General features: G+C 73.3%; 23 protein-coding genes. 15 read left to right on the forward strand and 8 right to left on the reverse strand.

Translation table 11 applies throughout. The annotated features are described in order from the left end of the window. The first annotated feature begins 30 nt into the window (after positions 1–30). The 4 genes from OP18_RS15870 to OP18_RS15885 are packed head-to-tail and all read left to right on the forward strand — an operon-like array spanning position 31 to position 3,866. Positions 31–435: a hypothetical protein gene (locus tag OP18_RS15870; RefSeq protein ID WP_033359683.1), complete on the forward strand. Its 405-nt coding sequence runs from the start codon at positions 31–33 to the stop codon at positions 433–435. Next, positions 435–1,604, forward strand: a complete 1,170-nt coding sequence (locus tag OP18_RS57200) for a hypothetical protein (protein ID WP_033359684.1) — start codon at positions 435–437, stop codon at positions 1,602–1,604. Before OP18_RS15870 ends, OP18_RS57200 begins: the two co-directional genes overlap by 1 nt. Next, positions 1,601–2,674 (forward strand): S8 family serine peptidase, encoded by a 1,074-nt coding sequence (locus OP18_RS15880; protein ID WP_052386803.1) that lies wholly within the window; start codon positions 1,601–1,603, stop codon positions 2,672–2,674. Before OP18_RS57200 ends, OP18_RS15880 begins: the two co-directional genes overlap by 4 nt. A gap of 31 nt (positions 2,675–2,705) precedes the next feature. Continuing rightward, a complete protein-coding gene (locus tag OP18_RS15885; protein ID WP_052386804.1) occupies positions 2,706–3,866 on the forward strand; it encodes a mechanosensitive ion channel family protein in 1,161 nt (386 codons plus the stop codon). Here OP18_RS15885 and OP18_RS15890 read toward each other — a convergent pair. Then, positions 3,841–4,977: a low temperature requirement protein A gene (locus tag OP18_RS15890; RefSeq protein ID WP_033359685.1), complete on the reverse strand. Its 1,137-nt coding sequence runs from the start codon at positions 4,975–4,977 to the stop codon at positions 3,841–3,843. The two genes, OP18_RS15885 and OP18_RS15890, sit on opposite strands and share 26 nt — an antisense overlap. Positions 4,978–5,078: 101 nt before the next feature. Between OP18_RS15890 and pyk the strand changes: the two genes are divergently transcribed. From pyk to OP18_RS15910, 4 genes are all read left to right on the forward strand, one after another. Then, a complete protein-coding gene (gene pyk, locus OP18_RS15895; protein ID WP_081970799.1) occupies positions 5,079–6,509 on the forward strand; it encodes a pyruvate kinase in 1,431 nt (476 codons plus the stop codon). Positions 6,510–6,528: 19 nt separating this feature from the next. Further along, the gene (locus OP18_RS15900; RefSeq protein WP_033359687.1) at positions 6,529–7,407 is read left to right on the forward strand and encodes an acyl-CoA thioesterase; all 879 of its coding nucleotides are present in this window, start codon (positions 6,529–6,531) and stop codon (positions 7,405–7,407) included. Between the two features lie 3 nt (positions 7,408–7,410). After that, positions 7,411–7,866 carry an RrF2 family transcriptional regulator gene (locus OP18_RS15905; RefSeq protein WP_033359688.1) on the forward strand — a complete coding sequence of 152 codons (456 nt, stop codon included), beginning with the start codon at positions 7,411–7,413 and terminating at the stop codon, positions 7,864–7,866. 526 nt (positions 7,867–8,392) lie between these two features. Then, positions 8,393–8,893 carry an NADPH-dependent FMN reductase gene (locus OP18_RS15910; protein WP_033359689.1) on the forward strand — a complete coding sequence of 167 codons (501 nt, stop codon included), beginning with the start codon at positions 8,393–8,395 and terminating at the stop codon, positions 8,891–8,893. A gap of 131 nt (positions 8,894–9,024) precedes the next feature. Here the strand turns inward: OP18_RS15910 and OP18_RS15915 are convergent, their stop codons facing one another. Together OP18_RS15915 and OP18_RS15920 are read right to left on the reverse strand one after the other, a co-directional pair. Beyond that, the gene (locus tag OP18_RS15915; RefSeq protein WP_033359690.1) at positions 9,025–9,249 is read right to left on the reverse strand and encodes a hypothetical protein; all 225 of its coding nucleotides are present in this window, start codon (positions 9,247–9,249) and stop codon (positions 9,025–9,027) included. Between the two features lie 50 nt (positions 9,250–9,299). Next, positions 9,300–9,755, reverse strand: a complete 456-nt coding sequence (locus OP18_RS15920; protein WP_033359691.1) for an RrF2 family transcriptional regulator — start codon at positions 9,753–9,755, stop codon at positions 9,300–9,302. Between the two features lie 157 nt (positions 9,756–9,912). Here OP18_RS15920 and OP18_RS15925 point away from each other — a divergent pair, with 157 nt between their 5' ends. The 3 genes from OP18_RS15925 to xylB all read left to right on the forward strand — a co-directional run bounded on the left by OP18_RS15925 (position 9,913) and on the right by xylB (position 14,052). Further along, positions 9,913–11,223 carry an ROK family transcriptional regulator gene (locus OP18_RS15925; protein ID WP_156089552.1) on the forward strand — a complete coding sequence of 437 codons (1,311 nt, stop codon included), beginning with the start codon at positions 9,913–9,915 and terminating at the stop codon, positions 11,221–11,223. A gap of 256 nt (positions 11,224–11,479) precedes the next feature. Continuing rightward, positions 11,480–12,640: a xylose isomerase gene (xylA, locus tag OP18_RS15930; RefSeq protein ID WP_033359692.1), complete on the forward strand. Its 1,161-nt coding sequence runs from the start codon at positions 11,480–11,482 to the stop codon at positions 12,638–12,640. Continuing rightward, complete coding sequence (xylB, locus tag OP18_RS15935; protein ID WP_033359693.1) at positions 12,637–14,052, forward strand: xylulokinase; 1,416 nt, start codon at positions 12,637–12,639, stop codon at positions 14,050–14,052. Before xylA ends, xylB begins: the two co-directional genes overlap by 4 nt. Positions 14,053–14,542: 490 nt before the next feature. On the opposite strand, the gene OP18_RS15940 is transcribed toward xylB, so the two are convergent. The 4 genes from OP18_RS15940 to OP18_RS15955 are packed head-to-tail and all read right to left on the reverse strand — an operon-like array spanning position 14,543 to position 17,262. Next, on the reverse strand, positions 14,543–14,803 hold the full coding sequence (locus OP18_RS15940) for a DUF4235 domain-containing protein (RefSeq protein WP_033359694.1): 261 nt from the start codon (positions 14,801–14,803) through the stop codon (positions 14,543–14,545). Continuing rightward, positions 14,800–15,189, reverse strand: coding sequence for a DUF3618 domain-containing protein (locus OP18_RS15945; protein ID WP_033359695.1), 390 nt, complete (start codon positions 15,187–15,189; stop codon positions 14,800–14,802). The genes OP18_RS15940 and OP18_RS15945 overlap by 4 nt, the downstream gene beginning before the upstream one ends. After that, entirely contained in the window at positions 15,186–15,671 is a 486-nt protein-coding gene (locus tag OP18_RS15950) for a phage holin family protein (RefSeq protein ID WP_081970800.1), read from the reverse strand. Before OP18_RS15950 ends, OP18_RS15945 begins: the two co-directional genes overlap by 4 nt. A 58-nt stretch (positions 15,672–15,729) precedes the next feature. Next, positions 15,730–17,262, reverse strand: coding sequence for an MFS transporter (locus OP18_RS15955; RefSeq protein ID WP_052386822.1), 1,533 nt, complete (start codon positions 17,260–17,262; stop codon positions 15,730–15,732). 49 nt (positions 17,263–17,311) lie between these two features. On the opposite strand from OP18_RS15955, the gene OP18_RS15960 reads away from it, so the two are divergent. From OP18_RS15960 to OP18_RS15970, 3 genes are read left to right on the forward strand one after another with little or no spacing between them, the layout of a single operon-like run. After that, positions 17,312–18,196 (forward strand): TetR/AcrR family transcriptional regulator, encoded by an 885-nt coding sequence (locus OP18_RS15960; RefSeq protein WP_052386806.1) that lies wholly within the window; start codon positions 17,312–17,314, stop codon positions 18,194–18,196. After that, positions 18,193–18,747 carry a hypothetical protein gene (locus tag OP18_RS15965; protein ID WP_033359696.1) on the forward strand — a complete coding sequence of 185 codons (555 nt, stop codon included), beginning with the start codon at positions 18,193–18,195 and terminating at the stop codon, positions 18,745–18,747. The genes OP18_RS15960 and OP18_RS15965 overlap by 4 nt, the downstream gene beginning before the upstream one ends. 40 nt (positions 18,748–18,787) lie before the next feature. Continuing rightward, the gene (locus OP18_RS15970; RefSeq protein WP_033359697.1) at positions 18,788–19,615 is read left to right on the forward strand and encodes a DUF1028 domain-containing protein; all 828 of its coding nucleotides are present in this window, start codon (positions 18,788–18,790) and stop codon (positions 19,613–19,615) included. A gap of 81 nt (positions 19,616–19,696) precedes the next feature. On the opposite strand, the gene OP18_RS15975 is transcribed toward OP18_RS15970, so the two are convergent. Next, positions 19,697–20,590: a LysR family transcriptional regulator gene (locus tag OP18_RS15975; RefSeq protein WP_033359698.1), complete on the reverse strand. Its 894-nt coding sequence runs from the start codon at positions 20,588–20,590 to the stop codon at positions 19,697–19,699. Positions 20,591–20,678: 88 nt separating this feature from the next. Here OP18_RS15975 and OP18_RS15980 point away from each other — a divergent pair, with 88 nt between their 5' ends. Continuing rightward, positions 20,679–22,028, forward strand: a complete 1,350-nt coding sequence (locus tag OP18_RS15980) for an aspartate aminotransferase family protein (protein ID WP_033359699.1) — start codon at positions 20,679–20,681, stop codon at positions 22,026–22,028. The last annotated feature ends 8 nt before the right edge of the window (positions 22,029–22,036 follow it).

The following is a 22,036-nucleotide window of genomic DNA, read 5'->3' on the forward strand; positions in this document are numbered from 1 at the left end:
TCTATTGCACATCGTGGCGGGGAGGACGCGATGAGTGATCACCAGTCGGGGTTCGTGGTCGACCTGGAGGCGGTTCGCTCGTTCGGCGCGGGCCTGCACGCCGACCTGACCGCCCACCTGTCACCCGAGCACGACCAGATCCTGCGCACGTTCGTCGACACCCCGTCGTTCGGTACCCGCACCGCCAGCCCTGACGTCCAGGCGGCCGCGACGCTGTACCACCACAAGCTGATCGAACTGCTCGACCTGATGGACGCGTTCGTCCACAACGGCGCGGTCTTCGTGCAGGCGGCCGAGGAGGTCGCCGCCGCCTACGCCCACGCGGACCAGCTGAGCGGCGACCAGTTCAAGACCAGCCTGGCCGTCGCCTCGACAAAGGTGGACGACGCCATCTGGGCCGCCCAGCACGACCCGAGGACGGGTAGGTCCGCCTGATGGCCGAGTCGTACCGCCGGTGGCGGCTGCCCGAGCTGTGGGAGATGGTCTCCGCCGATGACGCCACGGACGCCCACCTGCACCTGGCGACCCTCCGCCGCCAGCAGACCGCATTGGAGGCACAGCGCGACCGTCTCCGAGTCCTGCGCGATCAGCTCGCCGAAGCCTGGCCCCCGTCGAAGAGCGAGGCCGCCACGGCGTTCGTGCAGCGCCTCAACGACATGATCGACGCGTTCTCGGCGACGGCGCGAGGTGCGGCGGAAGTCCGGGGTGGCCTGCAACTCGTCAGTGATGCGATCAATGACGCACGGGAGCAGTTGGCGCCGCTGGTGGCGCGGTACGCGAAGGCGCAGGCGGCACCGGACCCGCGTGTCGGCCGGCAGGCGCAACGATTGCTGGACGAGGAAGCTCGGCGAATCCTTATGGCGGCCGACGTGACGGTGCATGACGCGTCGTTCAAATTCGCGGTTGCGCTGCCGGACTACGCGCGGATCTCGACTCAGGCATACATACCGCCGGTGAACAACGGCACCACCGCAACCGGCGGTGCAGGGGCGGACGGTGGCGGTGGGAAGAACGCTTCGGCGCGATTGAGTGAGCTTCCACCGCCTCGATTCGACCCGCCGCCCCCGCGGACTGAGGACATCAACGATGACGTCGAACTCGCCGGGCGGCAGGTGGACGTGGGCGCCGGCAGTCAGCGACCTGGTGACCTCCAGGCCGTGCAAGCCGGCGATGTGCCCTCAGTCGGATATCAGCCGCCGATCGGTGGCGTCGGTCGAGTTCTCGGTGGTGGACCGGTCATCGGGATCACCGAGAACGGCGCAGAGGGAATGGCCCGCGGTGTCGGCGCCGGAACGACGCGCGGCATTCCAGGCAGCGTGATCGGTGGCGCTCCAATGACATCGCCTGCCGGTTCGGCGCATGCGCGTCCGTTGCCTGGGCAGCTCGGTTCGGCACGGCCGACATCGGCAACAGGGCGACCGGCCTCCAGGGCCGGCGGATATCAGGACCGGTCATTCGACGAGTACGTCGCACGTCGACGGGGACCGGGCGACGAGCATGCCGAACAATGGACGGTGCAGCGAGGCGTCACGCCACTGCTCGAGGCTCAGCCGCCGGCACACGACCACGATCCGGGACCGGGCGTCATCGGGCTGGATCGTTGAGTCGCGTCTTCCGTGCGGCCGCCTTGGGCATGGCGGTGGTGGCCGGCTCGGTCCTGGCTCTGCCAGGCACTGCGTCAGCCGATGCCATCCGGGACCGGCAGTGGCACCTGGTGGCGCTCGAGATTGCGCGGGCTCAGCAGGTGAGTTCGGGCGAAGGGGTGTTGGTTGCCGTCACGGACACCGGGGTCGACGATCGCCACGGCGAGCTCGCTGGTGCTGTTGTCGACGGTCGGGAATTCGGTGAAGGCGCCTCCGGAAACGGAAAGGCCGACACCGACGGACACGGCACCGCAATGGCAGGGCTCATCGCGGGCCGTGGACTGCCTGGCGGTGGTGGCGTGCTCGGTATCGCTCCGAAGGCGACCATTCTTCCGGTGCAGACGATTCACAGCGAGTTTGGGGGCAGTCCGGAGAATCTCGCGGCGGGCATCGAGTGGGCCGTTTCCCAGGGCGCGAGAGTCATTTGCATCGCCGCTGTGACCAGCGAGTACCCCGAGGTCAAGAACGCTGTTGAGGCGGCTGTCCGAGCTGATGTCGTCGTCGTTGCCGGGGTCGGGAACGCGCCGGAGGACAAGCGGGTGGGGTTTCCGGCGAAGGTGCCCGGTGTTGTCGCGGTGGCCGGGACCGGCAAGGACGGCACGCATGCCGCGGTGTCGGCGACGGGGCCGGAGGTGGTGCTGGCGGCGCCGGCTGTGGACATCGTTTCCACTGGGGCGTTCGGCCGGTACGTCACCGGGGACGGGACGAGTAACGCCACGGCGATCGTGGCCGGGGTGGTGGCGCTCGTGCGGGCGAGGTACCCCAACCTTCCGGCGGCCGAGGTGGTCCGCCGGCTCACCGCCACCGCCACCGATCGGGGCAGGCCGGGCCGGGACGACGAGTACGGCTACGGCGTCGTCAACCCGGTCGCCGCGCTCACCGCGACCCTGCCGGAACCGACCGGCGCCGCGTCGGGGGGCGCCGGCCGGCGGCCGGGGCGGGACGGGGCGGTGGGGCCAGGGTGGCTGGTGCTCGGCGGGGGAGTGGTTGCCGGGATGGTTGTCTGGTTGCTGCGACGCAGGACACGTTAGCGGGCCAGGGGGCGGGGGTACCTAGGCCCGAATGCGAGAGACGCTCATCGACACACTCAGGCCGCTGGGCATCGCGCTCGGGGCGGCGGTCGTTGCGATATTGCTGGTGCAGGCCGTGCACGTGGTGCTGTTGCGGGTGGGGCGGCGTTCGGCGTTCCTGACCGAGCTGGCGAACAAAGCGCACCGGCCGACGCAGTGGGTGGTGGTGCTGGCGGCGGTGTACTTCGCGGTGCGCGGGTCGGCCGACGAGGCGGACTGGCGGCACACGTTCCTGCACGTGGAGCAGTTGCTCATCATCGGTACGGTGGCGTGGCTGGTCGCGGCGCTGCTGGTGGTGGCGGAGGACGCGGCGCTGGCGCGGTTCCGCACCGACGTGCCGGACAACCGGCAGGCGCGGCGGGTGCACACGCAGGTGGTGATGATCCGGCGGGTGACGGTCGCGACGATCGCGGTGATCGCCGCGGGCGTGATGCTCATGACGTTCCCGCAGGCGCGCATACTGGGCACGAGCGTGCTGGCCAGCGCGGGATTCGCCGGCATCATCGCCGGTCTGGCGGCACAGAGCCTGCTGCGCAACCTGTTCGCGGGGTTGCAGCTGGCGTTCAGCGACGCGGTGCGGCTCGGCGACGTGGTCATCGTCGAGGAGGAGTGGGGCCGCATCCAGGAGATCACGTTGTCCTACGTGGTCGTGCACGTGTGGGACGACCGGCGGCTGATCCTGCCGACGTCGTACTTCACGGAGAAGCCGTTCCAGAACTGGACACGGACCGAGGCGGCGCTGCTCGGCGACGTCATGCTGGACGTGGACTGGTGGCTGCCGGTGCCGGAGGCGCGGGAGGAGCTGCGCCGGGCGCTGGAGTCGACGGACCTGTGGGACGGGCGGGTGTCGGTGCTGCAGGTGGTCGAGGCGACCGGCGCGGCGATGCGGCTGCGGGCGCTGGTGAGCGCGACGGACGCGCCGAAGCTGTGGGACCTGCGGTGCTTCATCCGGGAGCACATGGTGACGTGGCTGCGCGACGCGCATCCGTCGTCGCTGCCGCGGGTACGGGCCGAGATGACGTCGGCGATGCCGCTGCACGCGACGCTGACGGGGCAGACGCACACCGCCGACGGCGACGCCCGGGTGTTCAGCCACAGCGTCGACGGCCGGGCCCGCGCGGAGGCGTTCACGGGCGGCGAGCGCGAGCACTGACCGCGCCGCCGGCGCGCCGCAGGACCAGCCGGGCTGCCACCAGTACAGCCAGAACGGCAGCCGTCACGACCAGCGACGGCCCGACGAACGTGGCGGCCAGCACCAGCGCCGCCGCGACCGGCTCCAGCCAGCCGCGTGGTCGCAGGTGCAGCACCCACAACGCCGCCAGCAGCACCGCCACCGGGATGGTGACGGGCGCGCCGGACAGGTCGGGGCGCTCGACGATGACCGCGATGCCCGCCCCGATCGCCGCGGCGGACGCGAAGACGACGTAGTGCCCGTACCCCCAGATGAAGGCGTGCCGCTGGTCGAACAGCCGCTCGTGGGCGGGCTGGTCGAAGTACAGCCACCAGAAGGCGAAGACGATGACCAGCCCGCTCGCCGCGACCCACCACAGCCGGTCCTGCACGAACCCGGCCTGCACGGCGACCGTCGTGGACAGCACGATCTCGCCGAGGACGATGATGTACAGCAGCCCGTAGCGCTCCGCGATGTGGTGCGGGTGCCACGGCGTGTGGTAGTCGCGCTCGGCCCACGGCGGCACCGCCAGCTCCGCGGCGACCATGACGAAGAACAGCACCAGGTGGGTGGTGCCGTGGGTGAGCAGGATCAGCGACCAGCCGACCAGGCACGCGGACACCCCGGCGGCCATCCGCACCGCGGTGCGCCGGCCCGCGGCGTCGCCGGCGGCCGCCCGCAGCCACTGCGTGACCAGGGCGGCGCGCATGATCACGTACCCGACGGTGACGGTGCCGAAGTGGCCGTGGAACGCGTCGGTGACCCCGGCGGCGAGCACGAGGACCCCGGCGATCTGCACGAGGGTCGTCAGCCGGTAGGCGATGTCGTCGGTGTCGTACGCCGAGGCGAACCAGGTGAAGTTCATCCAGGCCCACCAGATCGAGAAGAACACCGTCAGATAGGCGATGATCCCGTGCGGCGCGTCACCGTCGGCGACGGCGTGGTGCAGCAGCTGCGCCACGAGGGCGATCGCCACCACGAAACACAGGTCGAACAGCAGCTCGAGCGGCGTCGCGACGCGGTGCGGCTCGTGCGTGTCGCGGGTGCCCATCGGCACGCGCCATTGTGAGCTCGGGGACGAGCTGGAGGACATCGCCCGATTATCGGGGAAACGGCAGATGGACAGCGTCTCAACTGATGGCGCCATCCCGGGTCGGCCGAAACGGTAGGGCGTGGAGGGGCTAGCCTCGTGGTGTGACTCGACGCGCAAAAATCGTCTGTACGCTCGGACCCGCCACATCGTCGCCCGAGCGGATTCGCGGCCTCGTCGACGCCGGGATGGACGTCGCGCGGCTCAACTTCAGCCACGGCAGCCATGAGGACCACGCCGCGGTGTTCGCTCTCGTCCGTGAGGCCGCCGCTGCCGCCGGCCGTTCCGTTGGCATTCTCGCCGACCTCCAGGGTCCCAAGATCCGGCTCGGTCGCTTCGCCAACGGGCCCCACGAGTGGCGCACCGGTGACACGGCCGTCATCACCAGCGACGACGTGATCGGCACCGCCGACCGGGTGTCGTGCACGTACACGAAGCTGCCGCAGGAAGTGAAGGCCGGCGACCGGCTGCTGATCGACGACGGCAAGGTCGCCGTCGAGGTCACCGGCGTCGAAGGCAACGACATCACCGTCCTCGTCACCGAGGGCGGCATGGTCTCCAACAACAAGGGCGTCTCGCTGCCCAACGTCGCGGTGAGCGTCCCCGCCCTGTCCGAGAAGGACGCCGAGGACCTCCGGTTCGCGCTACAGCTCGGCGCCGACTGGATCGCCCTGTCGTTCGTGCGTTCGCCCGACGACATCAAGCTCGTCCACGAGATCATGGACGAGGAGCGGGTGCACCGCCCGGTCATCGCCAAGGTCGAGAAGCCGGAGGCGGTCGCCGCCCTCGAGCAGATCGTCGCGGCGTTCGACGGCGTCATGGTCGCCCGCGGCGACCTCGGCGTCGAGATGCCGCTCGAGCAGGTGCCGCTGGTGCAGAAGCGGGCCGTCCAGCTGTGCCGCGAGTCGGCGAAGCCGGTCATCGTCGCCACGCAGATGCTCGACTCCATGATCGAGAATGCCCGGCCGACCCGCGCCGAGGCGTCCGACGTGGCCAACGCCGTGCTCGACGGCGCCGACGCCGTCATGCTGTCCGGCGAGACCAGCGTCGGGCGGTACCCGATCCTGACCGTCTCCACGATGGCCCGGATCATCGCCACCACCGAGGGCGGCTCGCTGTCGGTGCCGCGGCTGCAGCACGACCCCCGCACCCGCGGCGGCGCGCTCACCTCGGCCGCCTCCAACATCGCCCGCAACATCGGCGCCAAGGCGCTCGTCGCCTTCTCGCAGACCGGCGACACGGTCCGCCGCCTCGCCCGCCTGCACTGCGAGCTGCCGCTGCTCGCGTTCACGCCCGAGCCGACGGTGCGTAACCAGCTGGCCCTGTCGTGGGGCGTGCAGACGTTCGACGTGCCGTTCGTCCAGCACACCGACGAGATGTTCCAGCAGGTCGACATGGCCATGGCCGGCCTGCCGTGGCTCAGCGCCGGTGACGACGTCGTCATCGTCGCCGGCTCCCCGCCCGGCACGCCCGGCTCGACCAACACGCTGCGCGTGCACCAGCTGGGAGCACTGTCACAGGAACACGGCGCGTAATTACCTTTAGATTGCAGGGGTGGACGAGCTCGCAAGTGGACAGGCGGCGGTAGACGCCCTCGTCCGACTCCTGGACCTCGAAGCGCTGGGGGACGACCGGTTCCTGGGCATGAGCCCGCCGGTCGGCCCCCAGCGCGTCTTCGGCGGGCAGGTGGCCGGTCAGGCCCTGGTCGCCGCCGGTCGCACCGTCGACCCGGAGCGCCAGGTGCACTCGCTGCACGGGTACTTCGTCCGGCCCGGCGACCCGACCGTGCCCATCACGTACACGGTGGAGAACATCCGCGACGGGCGCTCCTTCTCGGTCCGGCGGTCCGTCGCACGCCAGCACGACGAGGTCATCTTCTTCATGTCGGCGTCGTTCCACGTGCCCGAGGCCGGGCTGGACCACCACGAGGCCGCCCCGGCCGACGTGCCGTCGCCGGAGGACACCCCGACGATGGCGGAGCGGCTGGCCAAGTACCCCGAGCGCGCCGGCATCTGGTCGATGATCCCGCGCCCGATCGACGTGCGCTACGTCGGCGAGCCCGGCTGGGTCCGCCCCGGCGACCGCCCCGCGTCCCCGACCCAGCGGGTCTGGATGCGCATCGACGGCAAGCTGCCCGACGACCCGCTGCTGCACGCGTGCGCGCTCACGTTCGCCTCCGACCTCACGCTGCTCGACTCGGTCCTCGCCGTGCACGGCGCCGTCTGGGGCCCCGGCGGCTTCGTCGGCGCCAGCCTCGATCATGCCCTGTGGTTCCACCGCGGCTTCCGCGCCGACGAGTGGTTCCTCTACGACTCGGTCAGCCCCTCGGCCTCCGACGCCCGCGGCCTCGCCACGGGCCGCATGTTCACCCGCGACGGGCGACACATCGCGACGGCCGTGCAGGAAGGCCTGTTGCGACGCGTGGGAGGATGAGACATGCGCCTTTCAGCCCGGGTCGACTACGCCCTCCGCGCGGTGGCGGAGCTGGCGGCATCGGCCGGTGACGGCAAGCTGGTGACCGCCGACCGTCTGGCGTCCGCCCAGCAGATCCCACCGAAGTTCCTGGAGAGCATCCTGCTCCAGCTGCGCCGCGGCGGCATCGTCGTCGCCCAGCGCGGCCCCGAGGGTGGCTACCGCCTCGCCCGCCCCGCCTCCGAGATCAGCCTCGCCGAGATCATCCGCGTGATCGACGGCCCTCTCGCCAACGTCCGCGGCCAGCGCCCCGAGGAGCTCGGCTACCACGGCGCCGCGTCCGCGTTGCAGGACGTGTGGATCGCGCTGCGGGCCAACGAGCGGCTCATCCTCGAGACGGTCACCATCGACGACGTGGTCACCGGCGAGCTGCCCGAGCGCGTCCGCGACCTGGTGGCCGACCCGCGCGCCTGGGTCTGACCCCGGGCTGCGGCGGGCCTGGTCGGCTGCGGCGGGCCTGGTCGGCTCCGGCCGGGCCTGGTCGGCTGCGGCCGGGCCCGGTCGTCGATGCGCCTTGCTCAGGTCCGTCGTGGGCGCGGCCCGCAGCTCCCGTCAGCCACCGGTCGGGCCTTGACGGCCCTCCCTGCCAGGTCCGCCGATAGTCACCCAGCCGCGACCTGACGGCCGCGACAAGCCCGCGGCCGCGAACGGCCGCGCCGCGACCTGCGGCCGCGAACAGCCCCGCGACCTGGCGGCCGCGGCAACCGGGAGCCGGTGGACGGGCCGCGACACGGCCTGGTCGCGGGGCGGCCGGCGGTCGGCCTGGGCCGGCGTCCGACCGGGCCGCGGCGACCGTGATGCCGGCTGACCTTGGACACTTTGACCGGCCGGGACCGGCGAAATCGTCCAAGGTCAACTTGTGGTGGCGTGTGGTCGGGGGTCGGGAAGGCCAACGCGGCCCTCGGTCGGCATTTCCGATCGGATCAATAGGAGATAGGATCCGGGCATGATCGTTGTGGTGTCCGGTAATCCGCGTCCGCACTCCCGTACGCTGCACCTGGCGGAGGAGGTGGGGGCGGCGCTCGCGGACCGGCTCGGCCAGCCCGTGCCGCACACCATCGACGTGGCGGCGCTCGGCACCCGGCTGCTGCAGACCGGGGACGGCGCGGTCGCCGACGCGCTGGGCCGGCTGCGGCGGGCGAGTGTGCTGGTGGTGGCGACGCCGACGTACAAGGGCACGTACACCGGGGTGCTCAAGGTCCTGCTGGACCAGCTGCCGGCCGAAGGGCTCCAGGACGTGGCCGCCGTGACGGTCGTGACCGCCGGGGTCCGCGCGCAGGCCGACGCGACCGAGCGGCACCTGCGCGAGCTGCTCGGCGAGCTGGGCGCGGTGCCCGTGACACCCGGGCTGGCGGTCGTCGAGGCGGAGCTGGCCAACGCGGGGACCGCCGCCGCCGCGTACGTCGCGCAGGTCGGCGACGCCTTCACCGCAGAGGCCGCCACCTGATCACCGCCGAGATCGGCCCAAGAAAGCCGCGACCCGCCCAAGAAAGCCGCGACCGGCCCAAGAAAGCCGCGACCGGCCCAAGAAAGCCGCGACCGGCCCAAGAAAGCCGCGACCGGCCCGATAACGGTGCCTCAGCGGCCCATCAGGTTGCCGGCCATGGCGAGCGGCGAGTCGTCGGCATCCTCGGCGCGGTCGCTCAGGACGTTCAGCGACCGGGCGATGCTCACCAGCGCGTACGTCTGCGTGACCTGCAGCGTCCGGTCCATCTGCAGGTCGTCGGCCATGTCGAGCTCGTCGCGGATGGCGTGCAGGAAGCCCTCGGCCGCCTGCAGGTAGGGGTCGTGCGCCTTAGACATGACCTGAGCGTAGGTCCGCGACGGGCGGCTCACCCCGGGTTCGGGGATGTTCAGCGCGGCTGCCAGGCCTGCGGCGGCGTGGTGAGGCGCCGCACGTGGGCGGGCATCCGGCCGCGGACCACGTCGGCGAGACTGACCTCGTCCAGGACGTTGCGCACGGCGGCCCGCACCGCGACCCACAGCTGCTGGAGGTGCTCGGCGGTGCCGGAGTACATCGCCTCCTCCGGCCGGACGCCGCGGACCTCGGCGAGGGGGCCGTCGACGGCGCGCAGCACGTCGCCGACCATGATCTCCGACGGCTGGCGGGTCAGGACGTAGCCGCCGTCGACGCCGCGCTGGCCGCGCACGAGGCCGGCGCGGCGCAGGTCACCGAGGACCGCTTCGAGGAACTTCCGGGGCATCTCCTGTTCGTCGGCGAGGCCGGCGGCCGACACGACCGCCGGGTAGGCGGCCGCCAGGCCGAGCGAGGCCCGCACCGCGTAGTCGCCGCGTGCCGAGATGTGCATGGCAAAGACTGCCTTCCCGCAGAGAGCGTCGCCGTACCCGGGACGGACCGTGGGGCCCGCCGCGGGGGCCAGCTTTTGGAGCTAGCCGGTGGGGAATGTCCGTTACCAATGTAGGGTGCGCGCTCGCGGGTGATCGCCGGGGTAGCGTTGTCGGATTATGCGACCAGACGAACGCGTGGGTGAGCGCTCACCCGAGCCCCGCCGCGGCGCCGACCACAACGTGATGCGCGAGGTCAACCGCTCGCTCGTGCTGGCGCTGGTCAAGGAGGGCGGGCCGGTCTCCCGCGCGAGCATCGCCCGGTCCACGACCCTGGCCAAGCCGACCGTGTCCGCGATCGTCGACGAGCTGATCGCCGACGGGCTCGTGCGTGAGCTGGGGCCGGGTTCGACCGCGGTCAGCGGCGGGCGGCCGCCGATCCTGCTGGAGTTCAACGCCCGCTCCCAGCTGGTGGTCGGCGCGCACATCGGGGCCCGGCGCACCACGGTCGCGATCGGCGACGCGGCGGGTGAGGAGATCGCCCGGCGGGAGTTCCCGACGCCGACCGCGCTGGCCGCCGGTGTCGCGGGCGCGGACCCCGCCGGCGCGGGCACCCACATCGCCGGCGTCGCACCGGCGGACGCGCTGCGCATGGTGGCGGCCGAGGCGCGCGCCGCGATCCAGGGCACGGCACTGCCCACCGCCCGGCTGGCCGCCGTCGGCGCGGTGCTGCCCGGGCTCACCGACTTCCACACCGGCGTCTGCCTGCTCGCGCCGAACCTCGGCTGGCGGGACGTGCCGGTCCGCGACATCCTGGCCGGTGAGCTCGGCGCGCCCGTGTACGTGCACAACGCCGGCCAGGCCGCGGCCGTCGCGGAGAACCTGGAGGGCGCCGGCGGCCGGGTCGGTGACCTGGCGCTGCTGTACGCCGGCACCGGCCTGTCCGCCGGGGTCCTCTCCGACGGGCGGGTCTTCCACGGCGTGGGCGGCACGGCCGGCGAGATCGGGCACAACGCGGTGCCGGGCAACGAGGAGCCGTGCAACTGCGGGAAGGTCGGCTGCCTGGAGACGGTGGCGTCCGGCCCGGCGATCGTACGGGCGGTGCGCCGGGCCGTCGCCGCCGGCGAGCCGTCCAGCCTGGCGGGGCTGGACACGTTCGACGCGCGCGACGTCGCCACGGCGGCCCGCGCCGGGGACGCCCTGGCCGCCTCGGTGATCGCCGAGATCGGGGCGCACCTGGGGCTCGCCGCGTCGTGGCTGATCAACGCGTACAACCCGGCGGTCGTCGTGGTCGGCGGCGGCCTCGCGCCGATCGGGGACCTGCTGCTGGACCCGCTGCGGGCCTCGGTCGCCCGGCACGCCCTGGCCCCGGCCCTGCGCGGCGTCGAGATCCGCGCGTCGGTGCTCGGCCCGGACGCCGAGGTGCGGGGCGCGGTGCTCCTGGCGCTGCAGCACTCGGAGACCTATTACCGCGTGGTGTTCCGCGCCTGAGGCACGGCTGGACGGCATCCCACGGCGCGAACGAAATCCGGGGCGCGAAACCGGACCGCGACGCGCGGCAAACCGTGCAGCGAGCCGCAAACCCGGCCGTCGCCGCCGAAATACAGCAATGCTCCGTCCCGATTGAGCCGGATATTTCAGGATACGTAGGCAGGCAGAACCTAGTTAGTTCTGATATTGAACTAACCCCGTCCGGCGGCGTAGGGTGCTAACCGTCCGCCAACGAACACCCCGCGAAGAGGTACTCATGAACGATTACCAGCCCACCCGCGACGACAAGTTCTCGTTCGGGCTGTGGACCGTCGGCTGGCAGGCCCAGGACGTCTTCGGCGGCCCGACCCGCGCGCCGCTCGACTCCGTCGAGGCCGTCCACCGGCTGTCGGACCTCGGCGCCGCCGCCGTCACGTTCCACGACGACGACCTGTTCCCCTTCGGCAGCGACGACGCGACCCGCGACCACTCGATCGCCCGGTTCAAGGACGCGCTCAAGGCGACCGGCGTGCGCGTCGAGATGGTCACCACCAACCTCTTCAGCCACCCGATCTTCAAGGACGGCGGCTTCACCTCCAACGACCGCGCGGTCCGCCGCTTCGCGATCAAGAAGGTGCTGCGCAACATCGACCTGGCGGCGGAGCTGGGCGCGGAGACCTACGTGCTGTGGGGTGGCCGTGAGGGCGCCGAGTCCGGCGGGGCGAAGGACGTCGCGGCCGCGCTCGACCGGTACCGCGAAGGGCTCAACCTGCTGTGCGCGTACGTGCGCGACCAGGGCTACGACCTGCGCTTCGCGCTGGAGCCCAAGCCCAACGAGCCCCGTGGCGACATCCTGCTGCCGACGATCGGCCACGCCCTCGCCCTGATCTCGACCCTCGACGAGCCCGACCGGGTCGGCCTCAACCCCGAGGTCGGGCACGAGGAGATGGCCGGGCTCAACTTCGCCCACGGCATCGCCCAGGCGCTGTGGCACGGCAAGCTGTTCCACATCGACCTCAACGGCCAGCACGGCCCCCGGTTCGACCAGGACCTGCGCTTCGGCGCGGGCAACCTGCGCGGCGCGTTCTGGACCGTCGACGTGCTCGAGACCGGTGGGTACACGGGCTACCGCCACTTCGACTACAAGCCCCCGCGCACCGAGGACTACGACGGCGTGTGGGAGACCGCGCGGGCCTGCATGCGCAACTACCTGATCCTCAAGGAGCGGGTCAAGTCGTTCCGGGCGGACCCCGAGGTCGCCGCGGCGCTCGAGGCGGCGCGGGTCAACGAGCTGTACGAGCCCACCCTCGGCGAGGGCGAGACGATCGAGTCGCTGCGCGCCGAGGACTTCGACGTCGAGAAGCTCGCCGCGCGGGGCAGCGCGTTCGAGTACCTCGACCAGCTGGCGATGGAGCACCTGCTGGGTGTGCGTTCGTGAGCAGACGCCTCGTCGCGGGCGTCGACACGTCGACCCAGTCGACGAAGGTGCTCGTCTGCGACGCCGACACCGGTGAGGTCGTGCGGGAGGGCCGGGCCGGCCACCCCGACGCGACCGAGGTCGACCCGGCCCACTGGTGGCGCGCGTTCGGCGAGGCCACGGGCGACGGCGCGCTGCTTTCGGGCGTGGCCGCGATCGGGGTCGGCGGCCAGCAGCACGGCATGGTGCTGCTGGACGAGGACGGCGCCGTGGTCCGCGACGCGCTGCTGTGGAACGACACGCGTTCCGCCGGTGCGGCCACCGACCTCATCGCCGAGCTGCCGGGCGGCGCCGCCGGCTGGGCCGACGCGACCGGGCTCGTGCCGGTGGCCAGCTTCACCGTGACGAAGCTGCGGTGGGTCGCCCAGCACGAGCCGGACAACGCGGCCCGCGCCGCCTCCGTCATGCTGCCGCACGACTGGATCACGCACCTGCTGCGGGCGGACACCGCCGCCGGCCCGACCACGGACCGGGGCGACGCGTCGGGGACGGGGTACTGGTCGCCGGCGTCCGGGTCGTACCAGCCGCAGCTGCTGCGCCTGGCGTTCGGTCGGGACCTGGCCGTGCCGCGGGTCGCGGGGCCGGCCGAGGTGGTGGGTGAGACCGTCGCCGGTGCCCTTCTTGCGCCGGGCACCGGCGACAACATGGCCGCCGCGCTCGGGCTGGGCCTCGGCCCGGGCGACGTGGTGGTGTCGCTCGGCACCTCCGGCACCGTCTTCGGCGTGTCGGAGCGGCCGGTCACCGACGTCAGCGGCACGGTCGCCGGGTTCGCCGACGCGACCGGCCGGCACCTGCCGCTGGTCGCGACCCTCAACGCGGCGCGGGTCCTGTCGACGGTGGCCACGCTGCTCGGCGTCGATCTGTCCACATTGGACGAGCTGGCCCGCTCGGCGGCGCCGGGGGCGGGCGGGCTGACGCTGCTGCCGTACCTCGACGGCGAGCGCACCCCGAACCTGCCCGACGCCCGCGGCCTGCTCAACGGCATCACCCGCGGCAACGCCACCCCGGCGAACCTGGCCAGGGCGGCGGTGGAGGGCATGCTGTGCGGGCTCGCCGACGGCATCGACGCGGTCCGTGGGCTCGGCGTGCCGGTCGAGCGGGTGCTGCTCATCGGTGGTGCCGCGGCCTCGGCTGCGGTACGTGAGGTCGCCCCCGCCCTCTTCGGCGTCCCGGTCAGCGTGCCGGACCCCGGGGAGTACGTGGCGCTGGGCGCCGCGCGGCAGGCCGCGTGGGTCCTCGACGGCGGCGCGGAGGCACCGGCCTGGCGGGTGCCGGGCACGGCCGCGGCGGCGGAGACCCTGGCCGGTCCGGCCGCGCAGACCCGCAAGGTGTACGCCGACGTCCGCGACCGCGCGCAGGCGCTGCTGCGGTAGCCGGCACCACGGGGTGGACTGCCCACGGGCGTTGGTGAGGCGCCCGGTGTGGTGGAGGGGCCGGGATGTTGTTGGGGCGTCCCGGCCCTTCGCCGTGGTCGCGGCGCAGGTACGCCGAACGGGCCCGACGCCGTGTCGCCGTGGCAGCGGCGGTGGCGTGCGCCGGGCCGGCGCGCCGCCGTGACCCGGGATTCCGGTGCCGGGCCGTCCGCCCGACGGGCCCGGCACCGGAGTCCCGCGCGCCGGTGCCGCTCCCTCGTGCGGCGCCGGCGCTGGATCACGTGCGCAGGACCGACTGTGGGCCCGCCGTGTTGCGCGGGACGGTTTTGCGACGGGAGTGCGTGCGTTGCCGCCGCAGGCCGGACCACCTGGCGTCCACCGGCCGGTGGACCGGGTCCCGCCGGACGGCGGGCCAGGACCCGCGAGCGGCCGGACACAACAGCGACAGGGCCTCCCGCGGGGGAGACCCTGTCAGCACGAGCGTGGACTGTCAGTCGGGCCAGTCGCCGGTCAGGCGGCGCACGCCCGCCGCGCCGCCCCGGTCGATCGCCGCCTTGACCACGGCGAAGATCGCGCCCTGCAGGGCGGCGGCGGCGAGGACCTCGCCCCAGCCGTACTCCCGTGAGGTCGCCTGGGGCGCCTCGTCCTCACCGGAGAGGCGCTTCCAGATCTGCTTGAAGACGACGCCAGCGGCGACACCGCCGGCGACGCTGAACGCGATGCTGAACGGCTTGTACAGGATCTTGTTCACTCCTGGCCCTTCCGGTACCCGATCAGCGCCATCAGGATGAGCAGACCGCTCGCCACCACCCAGGGTGCGGGGCGCTCACGGGCCGACCGGACCATCCGCCGCAGCGACTGGTCCAGCACCTGGCGCGGGTGGGTCCGCAGCTCGCGGCCGGCGTAGGCGGCGTTGACCGCCACCTGCTCGACGCCCTCCCGCATCCGCAGCTTCGCCGCCGTCACCGAGGTGGAGACGGCCTCCTGCGCGCGGGCCTTCACGTCGGCCTTGGCCGCGAGGGCCTCAACGGTCTCGCCGAGCCCCGCCCTGGTCCGGGCGATCTCCTGCCGGAGCGCCTCGGGGTCGGTGGGGGTGACGTGGCCGTTGTGGCTGTTCTTCGACTCCGTCGCCGTCATCGGTGCCCCCGGTCCTTCACGGAGTGGGTGATCGTGTTGATGTCGGCCTTGACGCTGGCGACCGCGTCCTGCGGCACCGGCGGCCCGGCCTTGCTCACCTGGGACTTGCCCATGAGCGCGAGGATTCCGGCGACCGCCAGCAGGACCACGCCGATCAGCAGCGCCGACAGCCAGGCCGGCATGACCGTCGCCAGGCCGATGATGGCGGCGGCGAGCAGCGCGCCCACGCCGTACAGTGCGACGAGGCCGGCGCCGCCGAACATGCCGACGCCGCGCCCGGCCCGCTTGCCCTTCTGGGTCAGCTCGACCTGCGCCAGCTTCAGCTCGTCGCGCACCAGGGTGGAGATCTGCTCGGCGGCCAGCTTGACCAGGTCCGCGGTGGAGCGGTGGTCGGTCGCCGAGGCAACAGTGGCAGTGGCCGGGGCCACTGGGGGTTGCACGCGCGGCGCGGTGGCCGGCCGGTCGTTCACGGTGTACGTCATCGCTTCTCCTCTCGCCCGCACGTACCTGTTGCCCCGTGAACGGCCGGGTTAACCCATGTCACGCCACCGGTGCGGGCGCCTGCGCGGCGCTCGGGGCCGGGTCCTCGGCCGGCTCCTCGCGGGCCCGCCGCGGCAGCAGGAACGCCAGACCGGCGGCCAGGGCGAGCAGCCCGAGCTCGAGCCACAGCACGTGCCGCAGGGCCGCGTCGAAGACCCGGCCGAGCTGCTGCGGCTGCGCCCAGGCGAAGAACGCGGTGCCGAGCGCGGCGACGCCGATCGCGCCGCCGACCTGCTGGGCCGCGGTCAGCGTGCCGGACGCCGAACCGACCTCGTGCTCGTCCACGGCGGCCAGGACGATGTCGAAGTACGGCGCCATGGAGCAACCCATGCCGATACCGAGCACCAGCAGCGACGGCAGCAGGGCCATGGAGGATACCGGGCCGTCGGCGACGGTCAGGGTGACGAGCAGGGCGACGACGCCCGCGGCGAGCACGGCCGTGCCGCCGACGAGCAGGCGCCGGCCGCCGAACCGGGCGCTGAGCACGTGGCCGGCGACCGCGCCGACCGCGGTGCCGAACGCCCACGGCGACTGGGTGAGGCCGGCCCGCAGCGGCGAGAAGCCGAGGCCGAGCTGCAGGTACACGCTGAGGATCAGGGTCAGCCCCATCAGCCCGGCGAAGAAGATCAGGCCGACGAGCAGCCCGGCCGTGAAGCGCTGCTTCGCCAGGAGGCTGGGCTCGATGAGCGGGCTGCGGCCGAGGCGGTGCAGGCGTCGCTGGTACCGCTGGAACGCGCCGAACACCGGGACCGACAGGGCCATCATCGCCCACGCCCACCAGGGCCAGCCGAGCTCGCGCCCCTGCACCAGCGGGAAGACCAGCAGCAGCAACGCCCCGCTGAGCAGGACCGTGCCGGCGAGGTCGAGCCGCAGCGGCGAGCGCTCCTGGTCGGGCCGGGGCAGCACCAGCCAGGCGCCGATCAGGGCGGCGACGCCGACGGGCAGGTTGATCAGGAAGATCATCCGCCAGCCGGTGCCGAAGAGGTCGGCGTCGACCAGGACGCCGGCGACGATCGGGCCGCAGACCGCGGACAGGCCCATCACCGGGCCGAACGCGCCGAACGCGGCACCGAGCTGCTCCGGCGGGAACGCGGCCTTGATCAGGCCGAGGCCCTGCGGGATGAGGACGGCGCCGGCGAGGCCCTGCAGGACGCGGAACGCCACGAGCCACGCCGGGCCGGGCGCGACGGCGCACAGCAGCGACATGAGGGTGAATCCGGCGGCGCCGGCGAGGAACATCCGGCGGCGGCCGAAGACGTCGCCGAGCCGGCCGCCGGTGACCAGGCCGACGGCGAAGGCCAGGGTGTAGCCGGCGGCGAGCCACTGCAGGAACGCGGTGCCGCCCGCCGGGTCCGCGCCGATCAGGTCGGCGCGGATCGAGGGGCCGGCGATGGCGATGACCGTGGCGTCGAGGAGGTCCATGACCTCCGCGGCGAGGACCACGGCGAGGACGGCCCAACGCCATCGGTACGGCTCGGGCGGCTTGGCGCCGGTAGGGACGGATGCGGGTTTCGAACGCTGTTCGTCAGTCACGAACACCGTTCTACGTACGAACGGCGTTCGTGTCAAGTACGATTGGGCCGTGCCAGCCCGCGCCGTCCCAGAGTCCAACCAGATCAACGTCCCGCCCGGGCACGAGTGGGACGCCGGGTTGCCGCAGCCGCCGTGGCGGACGCGGCGCAAGGCACCCGTCGCCCGGCAGCCGCTCAGCGCCGAGGCGGTGATCGAGACAGCGCTGCGGCTCGTCGACCGCGACGGGCTCGACGCGCTGAGCATGCGGCGGGTGGCGCAGGAGCTGGGGACCGGGGCCGCGTCGCTGTACGCGTACTTCGCCAACAAGGACGAGCTGCTCGAACAGCTGCTCGACCGGATCGTCGCGGAGATCCCGCTGCCGGTCGCGCCCACGGACGGCGCCGGCGACTGGACGGCGGTGGTCAAGCGCAGCTGCTGGGACAGCCGGGCGGTGTTCCTCGCCCACCGTGACCTGGTCAAGGTCGCCCGGGCCAACATCCCCGTCGGGCCCAACGCGCTGCGGTACACCGAGGCGCTGCTGTCCGTCCTGCGCGGCGCCGGGATCCCCGACCGGATCGCCGCGTGGGGGATGGACCAGCTGTCGCTGGTGATCGTCGCCGACGCCATCGAGGCCTCGATCCACGCCGGCCAGGGCCGGCAGACGGAGGCCGACGCGGAGCCGTACCTGGCGCAGGTCCGCGACTACTTCGGCGCGCTGCCCGCCGACCGGTTCCCGAACCTCGTCGCCATGGCCGGGGCGATGACCGAGGGCAGCGGCGACGAGCGGTTCGCGTTCGCGATCGACCTCATGGTCGACGGGCTCGCCCGGTACGCCGGTGCGACGGACGCCACGACCGAGGGTGCCGCGGCGGTCACCCACGGGTCCGCTGTGCTTGAGTCCCCTGAGGTTGTGCCGGCGGGTGCCGGCGCTGTCGCGGACGGGGGTGGGGTATGACGGCGATCGTCGGCCTGGTGCACAGCGGCACCGTGTACATCGGCGGGGACAGTGCCGGGGCGTCCGGGTGGAGCCTCACGGTGCGCGCCGACAGCAAGGTGTTCCACAACAACGGCTACCTGTTCGGGTTCACCACCTCCTTCCGGATGGGGCAGCTCATCCGGTACGCGCTGAAGCCGCCGAAGCCGGTCGGCGACATCGAACGGTTCATGGCCACCCGGTTCATCGACTCGGTCCGCGAGGCGTTGAAGGCCGGCGGCTGGGCGCGCCGCGACAGCGAGCGCGAGGAGGGCGGCACCTTCCTCGTCGGGGTGAAGGGGCGGCTGTTCACCGTCCACGACGACTACCAGGTCGCCGAGGCCGCCGACGGGTACGCCGCGGTCGGCGTCGGCGACGAGATCGCGCTCGGGGCGCTGTTCGCCACCGCCGGGTCGCGGATGGCGCCGCAGCGGCGGGTCGAGGTGGCGCTGCGGGCGGCGGAGCGGTTCAGCGCCGGGGTGCGGGGCCCGTTCGTGTGCCTGTCGCAGCCGCCGAGCGCCCTGCCGTCCTGACCCGCTCGGCGGTGGCCGGCGGTTCCGTTACGGTGGCGCCATGACGTTCTCGATCGTCGGGCGGTCCCCGGACGGGCTGTCCCTCGGGGTCGCGGTGGCCAGCAAGTTCCTCAGCGTCGGGGCGGCCGTCCCCGCCGTCGAGGTGGAGGTCGGGGCGCTCGCCACGCAGTCGTTCGCGAACCTCGCCTACCGGGTGCAGGGGCTGGCGATGCTGCGGACCGGCACCACCGCCGCGGACACGATCGCCGGGCTCACCGCCGCCGACCCGGGGCGGGCCACCCGGCAGCTCGGCGTCGTCGGGCGGCAGGGCCCGGGGGCGACGTTCACGGGTGACGAGTGCTTCCCGTGGGCCGGTGGCGTCGCCGGTGATGGGTACGCGATCCAGGGCAACATCCTCACCGGCGCCGACGTCGTGCTCGAGATGGAGGCCGCCTGGCTCGCCGAGCCCGGCGCGCCCCTGGCCAGGCGGCTGCACGCCGCGCTCGCCGCCGGGGACCGGGCCGGCGGCGACAGCCGCGGCCGGCAGAGCGCCGCGCTGATCGTGGTGCGCCGCGGCGCGGGCTACGGCGGGCTCAGCGACGTCGAGGTCGACCTGCGCGTCGACGACGACCCGGACCCGGTGACCCGGCTCGGCGGGCTGCTGGACCTGTGGGACCTGTACTTCCGCAGGCCCGACCCGGCGACGCTGCTGCCGCTGACCGGGGCCCTCGCCGACGAGGTGGCGGGCCGGCTGAGGTCCCTCGGCTTCGCCGACCTGGCCGGCTGGGCGGGCGTGGAGAACCTCGAGGAGCGCCTCGTGGAGGACGCCATCGACCCGCTCGTCCTGGCGCACCTGCGCGCGGCGACCCCAGACGGCGCGCAAGGCTGACCCCGTCCGGCGCGGCGTGGGCCGGCAGCGCCCGGCGGGCGCTCCATGGGTGCTCAGCGCCCGGCGGGCGCGGTGCGGGTGTCAGTGGCTGGCGCGGCGCAGCGCCTCGACGACCGCGACGATCGAGGCGCGCCCGGCGGAGCTGCGGCGGACCGCGGCGGTGATCCGGCGGCGCATCGGGACGCGGACGGGGCGCGCCGCCACCCGGAAGCGCCGGTCCACGGCGAGCTCCGGCAGCAGCGTCACCGACAGGCCGGCCTCCACGTGCGCCAGCAGTGAGCCGTACGAGGCGAAACACCCGGCGAGGTCGGGCTCGAACCCGGCGCGCCGGCAGGCGGTCGTCACCAGGTCGTACGTCCAGGTGCCGGGCAGCTCCGTGCTCCAGCGGCGGTCGGCGAACCCGGCCAGGTCGGCTGGTCCGCCGCCGGCCGGGTGGTCGGCGCCGGCGGCCGTGACGAGCATGATCTCGTCGGTGGCGAGCGGGGTGTGCACGACGTCGGGGGTCGCGCCGCCGCCGGGGTCGGCGGTGACCACCACGTCGCACTCGCCGCGCTGCAGCGCCGCCACGCTCTCGGCCGGGTCCAGCTCCCACACGGTGACCCGCAGCCGCGGATGGGCGCCGGCCAGGTCGCCCACCGCCGCGAGCACGAACGTGTTGAGCGCGCTGGTGAACGCGCCCAGCCGGACCGCGCCGGTGAGCCCGGCGTCCGTGGCGTCGAACGCGGCGAGCTCCTCGCGGGCGGCGTCCATCTGGTCGAGGATCACCCGCGCGTGCCGGACCAGCGCCGCGCCGGCGGGGGTGAGCCGCAGCCGGCGGCCGGCGCGCTCGAAGAGCCGCGTGCCGGCCTCCCGCTCCAGCACGGCCAGCTGCTCCGACACGTTCGACGGGCTCAGCCGGGCCGACCCGGCGACGGCCCGGACCGTGCCGAGGCTCTCCAGCAGCGTCAGCAGCCGCAGCCGCCACGGGTCGAGCACGCAACACCCCGATCGTCCGGTTCCTCCGCACAGTATGTGCGGGATGATGCGCTGGAGCCTGACAACGCCCTCGCCTACGGTCGGTCGCATGGCTGACGAACGGCAGGAGTTCTGGCAGGACGTGCGGCGGCACGTGGTGCGCTACGGCGGGGCGTTCACGCCGGAGATCATCGAGCGGGCCGAGGGCAGCTACGTGTACACCGAGGAGGGGCGGCGCATCCTGGACTTCACGTCCGGGCAGATGAGCGCCATCCTCGGCCACGCCCACCCGGAGATCGTCGCCACCGTGCGGCGGCAGATCGGGACCCTGGACCACCTCTTCAGCGGCATGCTGTCGCGGCCCGTGGTCGAGCTCAGCCGCCGCCTCGCCGACTCCGTCGGCAAGGCGGCGGCCGGCCTGGAGGGCAGCGACGGCGGGCCACTCACGAAGGTGCTGCTGCTCACCACCGGGGCGGAGTCCAACGAGGCCGCCGTGCGCATGGCGAAGCTGGTCACCGGCGGGCACGAGATCGTGTCGTTCGCCGGGTCGTGGCACGGGATGACGCAGGCCGCCGCGGCCGCGACGTACAGCGCCGGGCGCAAGGGGTACGGGCCGAACGCACCCGGCAACATCGCGATCCCGACGCCGAACGCGTACCGGCCGGACTTCACCACGCCGGACGGCGGCCACGACTGGCAACGGCAGCTGGACCTCGCGTTCGCGCTGGTCGACGCGCAGTCCGTGGGCAGCCTCGCGGCCTGCCTCGTCGAGCCGATCCTCAGCTCGGGCGGGGTCATCGAGCCACCCCCCGGCTACTTCGCCGCGCTGCGGCGCAAGTGCCGGGAGCGCGGCATGCTGCTCATCCTCGACGAGGCGCAGACCGGGCTGTGCCGCACCGGCACCTGGTACGCCTTCCAGCGCGACGGCGTCGTGCCCGACATCCTCACCCTGTCCAAGACGCTCGGCGCGGGGCTGCCCCTGGCCGCGGTCCTCACCAGCGAGGACATCGAGGCGCGGGCGCACGAGCGCGGCTACCTGTTCTACACCACGCACGTGTCCGACCCGCTCGTCGCCGCGGTCGGCAACACCGTCCTCGACGTGCTCGAGCGCGACCAGCTCGACGTGCGGGCCGGGGTCCTCGGCGGGCGGCTGCGCGACGGGCTGCTGCAGATCCAGCGCCGCCACCCGGTCGTCGGCGACGTGCGCGGACGGGGCCTGCTGCAGGGCATCGAGCTGGTCGATCCGCACGACGGCGCGGCACCGGCGGCCGGCGCCGACCGGATCGGCGCGGCGGTGACCCGGCGCTGCCTGGAGCTGGGGCTGCACCTCAACGTGGTGCAGCTGCCGGGCATGGGCGGCACGTTCCGCATCGCACCGCCGCTGACCAGCAGCGACGAGGAGATCGACCGCGGCCTGCAGATGCTGGACCAGGCGATCGGCGACGTCACCGCCGCCTGACCCGCGGG

It is taken from the genome of Dactylosporangium aurantiacum, assembly GCF_000716715.1.
GTDB classification, from domain to species: domain Bacteria; phylum Actinomycetota; class Actinomycetes; order Mycobacteriales; family Micromonosporaceae; genus Dactylosporangium; species Dactylosporangium aurantiacum.

What these genes read in the sequence shown, in the direction of transcription:
- OP18_RS15870 (WP_033359683.1), top strand. Translation starts at nt 31, where the DNA reads ATGAGTGATCACCAGTCGGGGTTCGTGGTCGACCTGGAGGCGGTTCGC.
- OP18_RS57200 (WP_033359684.1), top strand. Translation starts at nt 435, where the DNA reads ATGGCCGAGTCGTACCGCCGGTGGCGGCTGCCCGAGCTGTGGGAGATG.
- OP18_RS15885 (WP_052386804.1), top strand. Translation starts at nt 2,706, where the DNA reads ATGCGAGAGACGCTCATCGACACACTCAGGCCGCTGGGCATCGCGCTC.
- OP18_RS15890 (WP_033359685.1), bottom strand. Translation starts at nt 4,977, where the DNA reads ATGTCCTCCAGCTCGTCCCCGAGCTCACAATGGCGCGTGCCGATGGGC.
- OP18_RS15905 (WP_033359688.1), top strand. Translation starts at nt 7,411, where the DNA reads ATGCGCCTTTCAGCCCGGGTCGACTACGCCCTCCGCGCGGTGGCGGAG.
- OP18_RS15910 (WP_033359689.1), top strand. Translation starts at nt 8,393, where the DNA reads ATGATCGTTGTGGTGTCCGGTAATCCGCGTCCGCACTCCCGTACGCTG.
- OP18_RS15915 (WP_033359690.1), bottom strand. Translation starts at nt 9,249, where the DNA reads ATGTCTAAGGCGCACGACCCCTACCTGCAGGCGGCCGAGGGCTTCCTG.
- OP18_RS15920 (WP_033359691.1), bottom strand. Translation starts at nt 9,755, where the DNA reads ATGCACATCTCGGCACGCGGCGACTACGCGGTGCGGGCCTCGCTCGGC.
- OP18_RS15925 (WP_156089552.1), top strand. Translation starts at nt 9,913, where the DNA reads ATGCGACCAGACGAACGCGTGGGTGAGCGCTCACCCGAGCCCCGCCGC.
- xylA (WP_033359692.1), top strand. Translation starts at nt 11,480, where the DNA reads ATGAACGATTACCAGCCCACCCGCGACGACAAGTTCTCGTTCGGGCTG.
- OP18_RS15945 (WP_033359695.1), bottom strand. Translation starts at nt 15,189, where the DNA reads ATGACGGCGACGGAGTCGAAGAACAGCCACAACGGCCACGTCACCCCC.
- OP18_RS15950 (WP_081970800.1), bottom strand. Translation starts at nt 15,671, where the DNA reads ATGACGTACACCGTGAACGACCGGCCGGCCACCGCGCCGCGCGTGCAA.
- OP18_RS15965 (WP_033359696.1), top strand. Translation starts at nt 18,193, where the DNA reads ATGACGGCGATCGTCGGCCTGGTGCACAGCGGCACCGTGTACATCGGC.
- OP18_RS15970 (WP_033359697.1), top strand. Translation starts at nt 18,788, where the DNA reads ATGACGTTCTCGATCGTCGGGCGGTCCCCGGACGGGCTGTCCCTCGGG.
- OP18_RS15980 (WP_033359699.1), top strand. Translation starts at nt 20,679, where the DNA reads ATGGCTGACGAACGGCAGGAGTTCTGGCAGGACGTGCGGCGGCACGTG.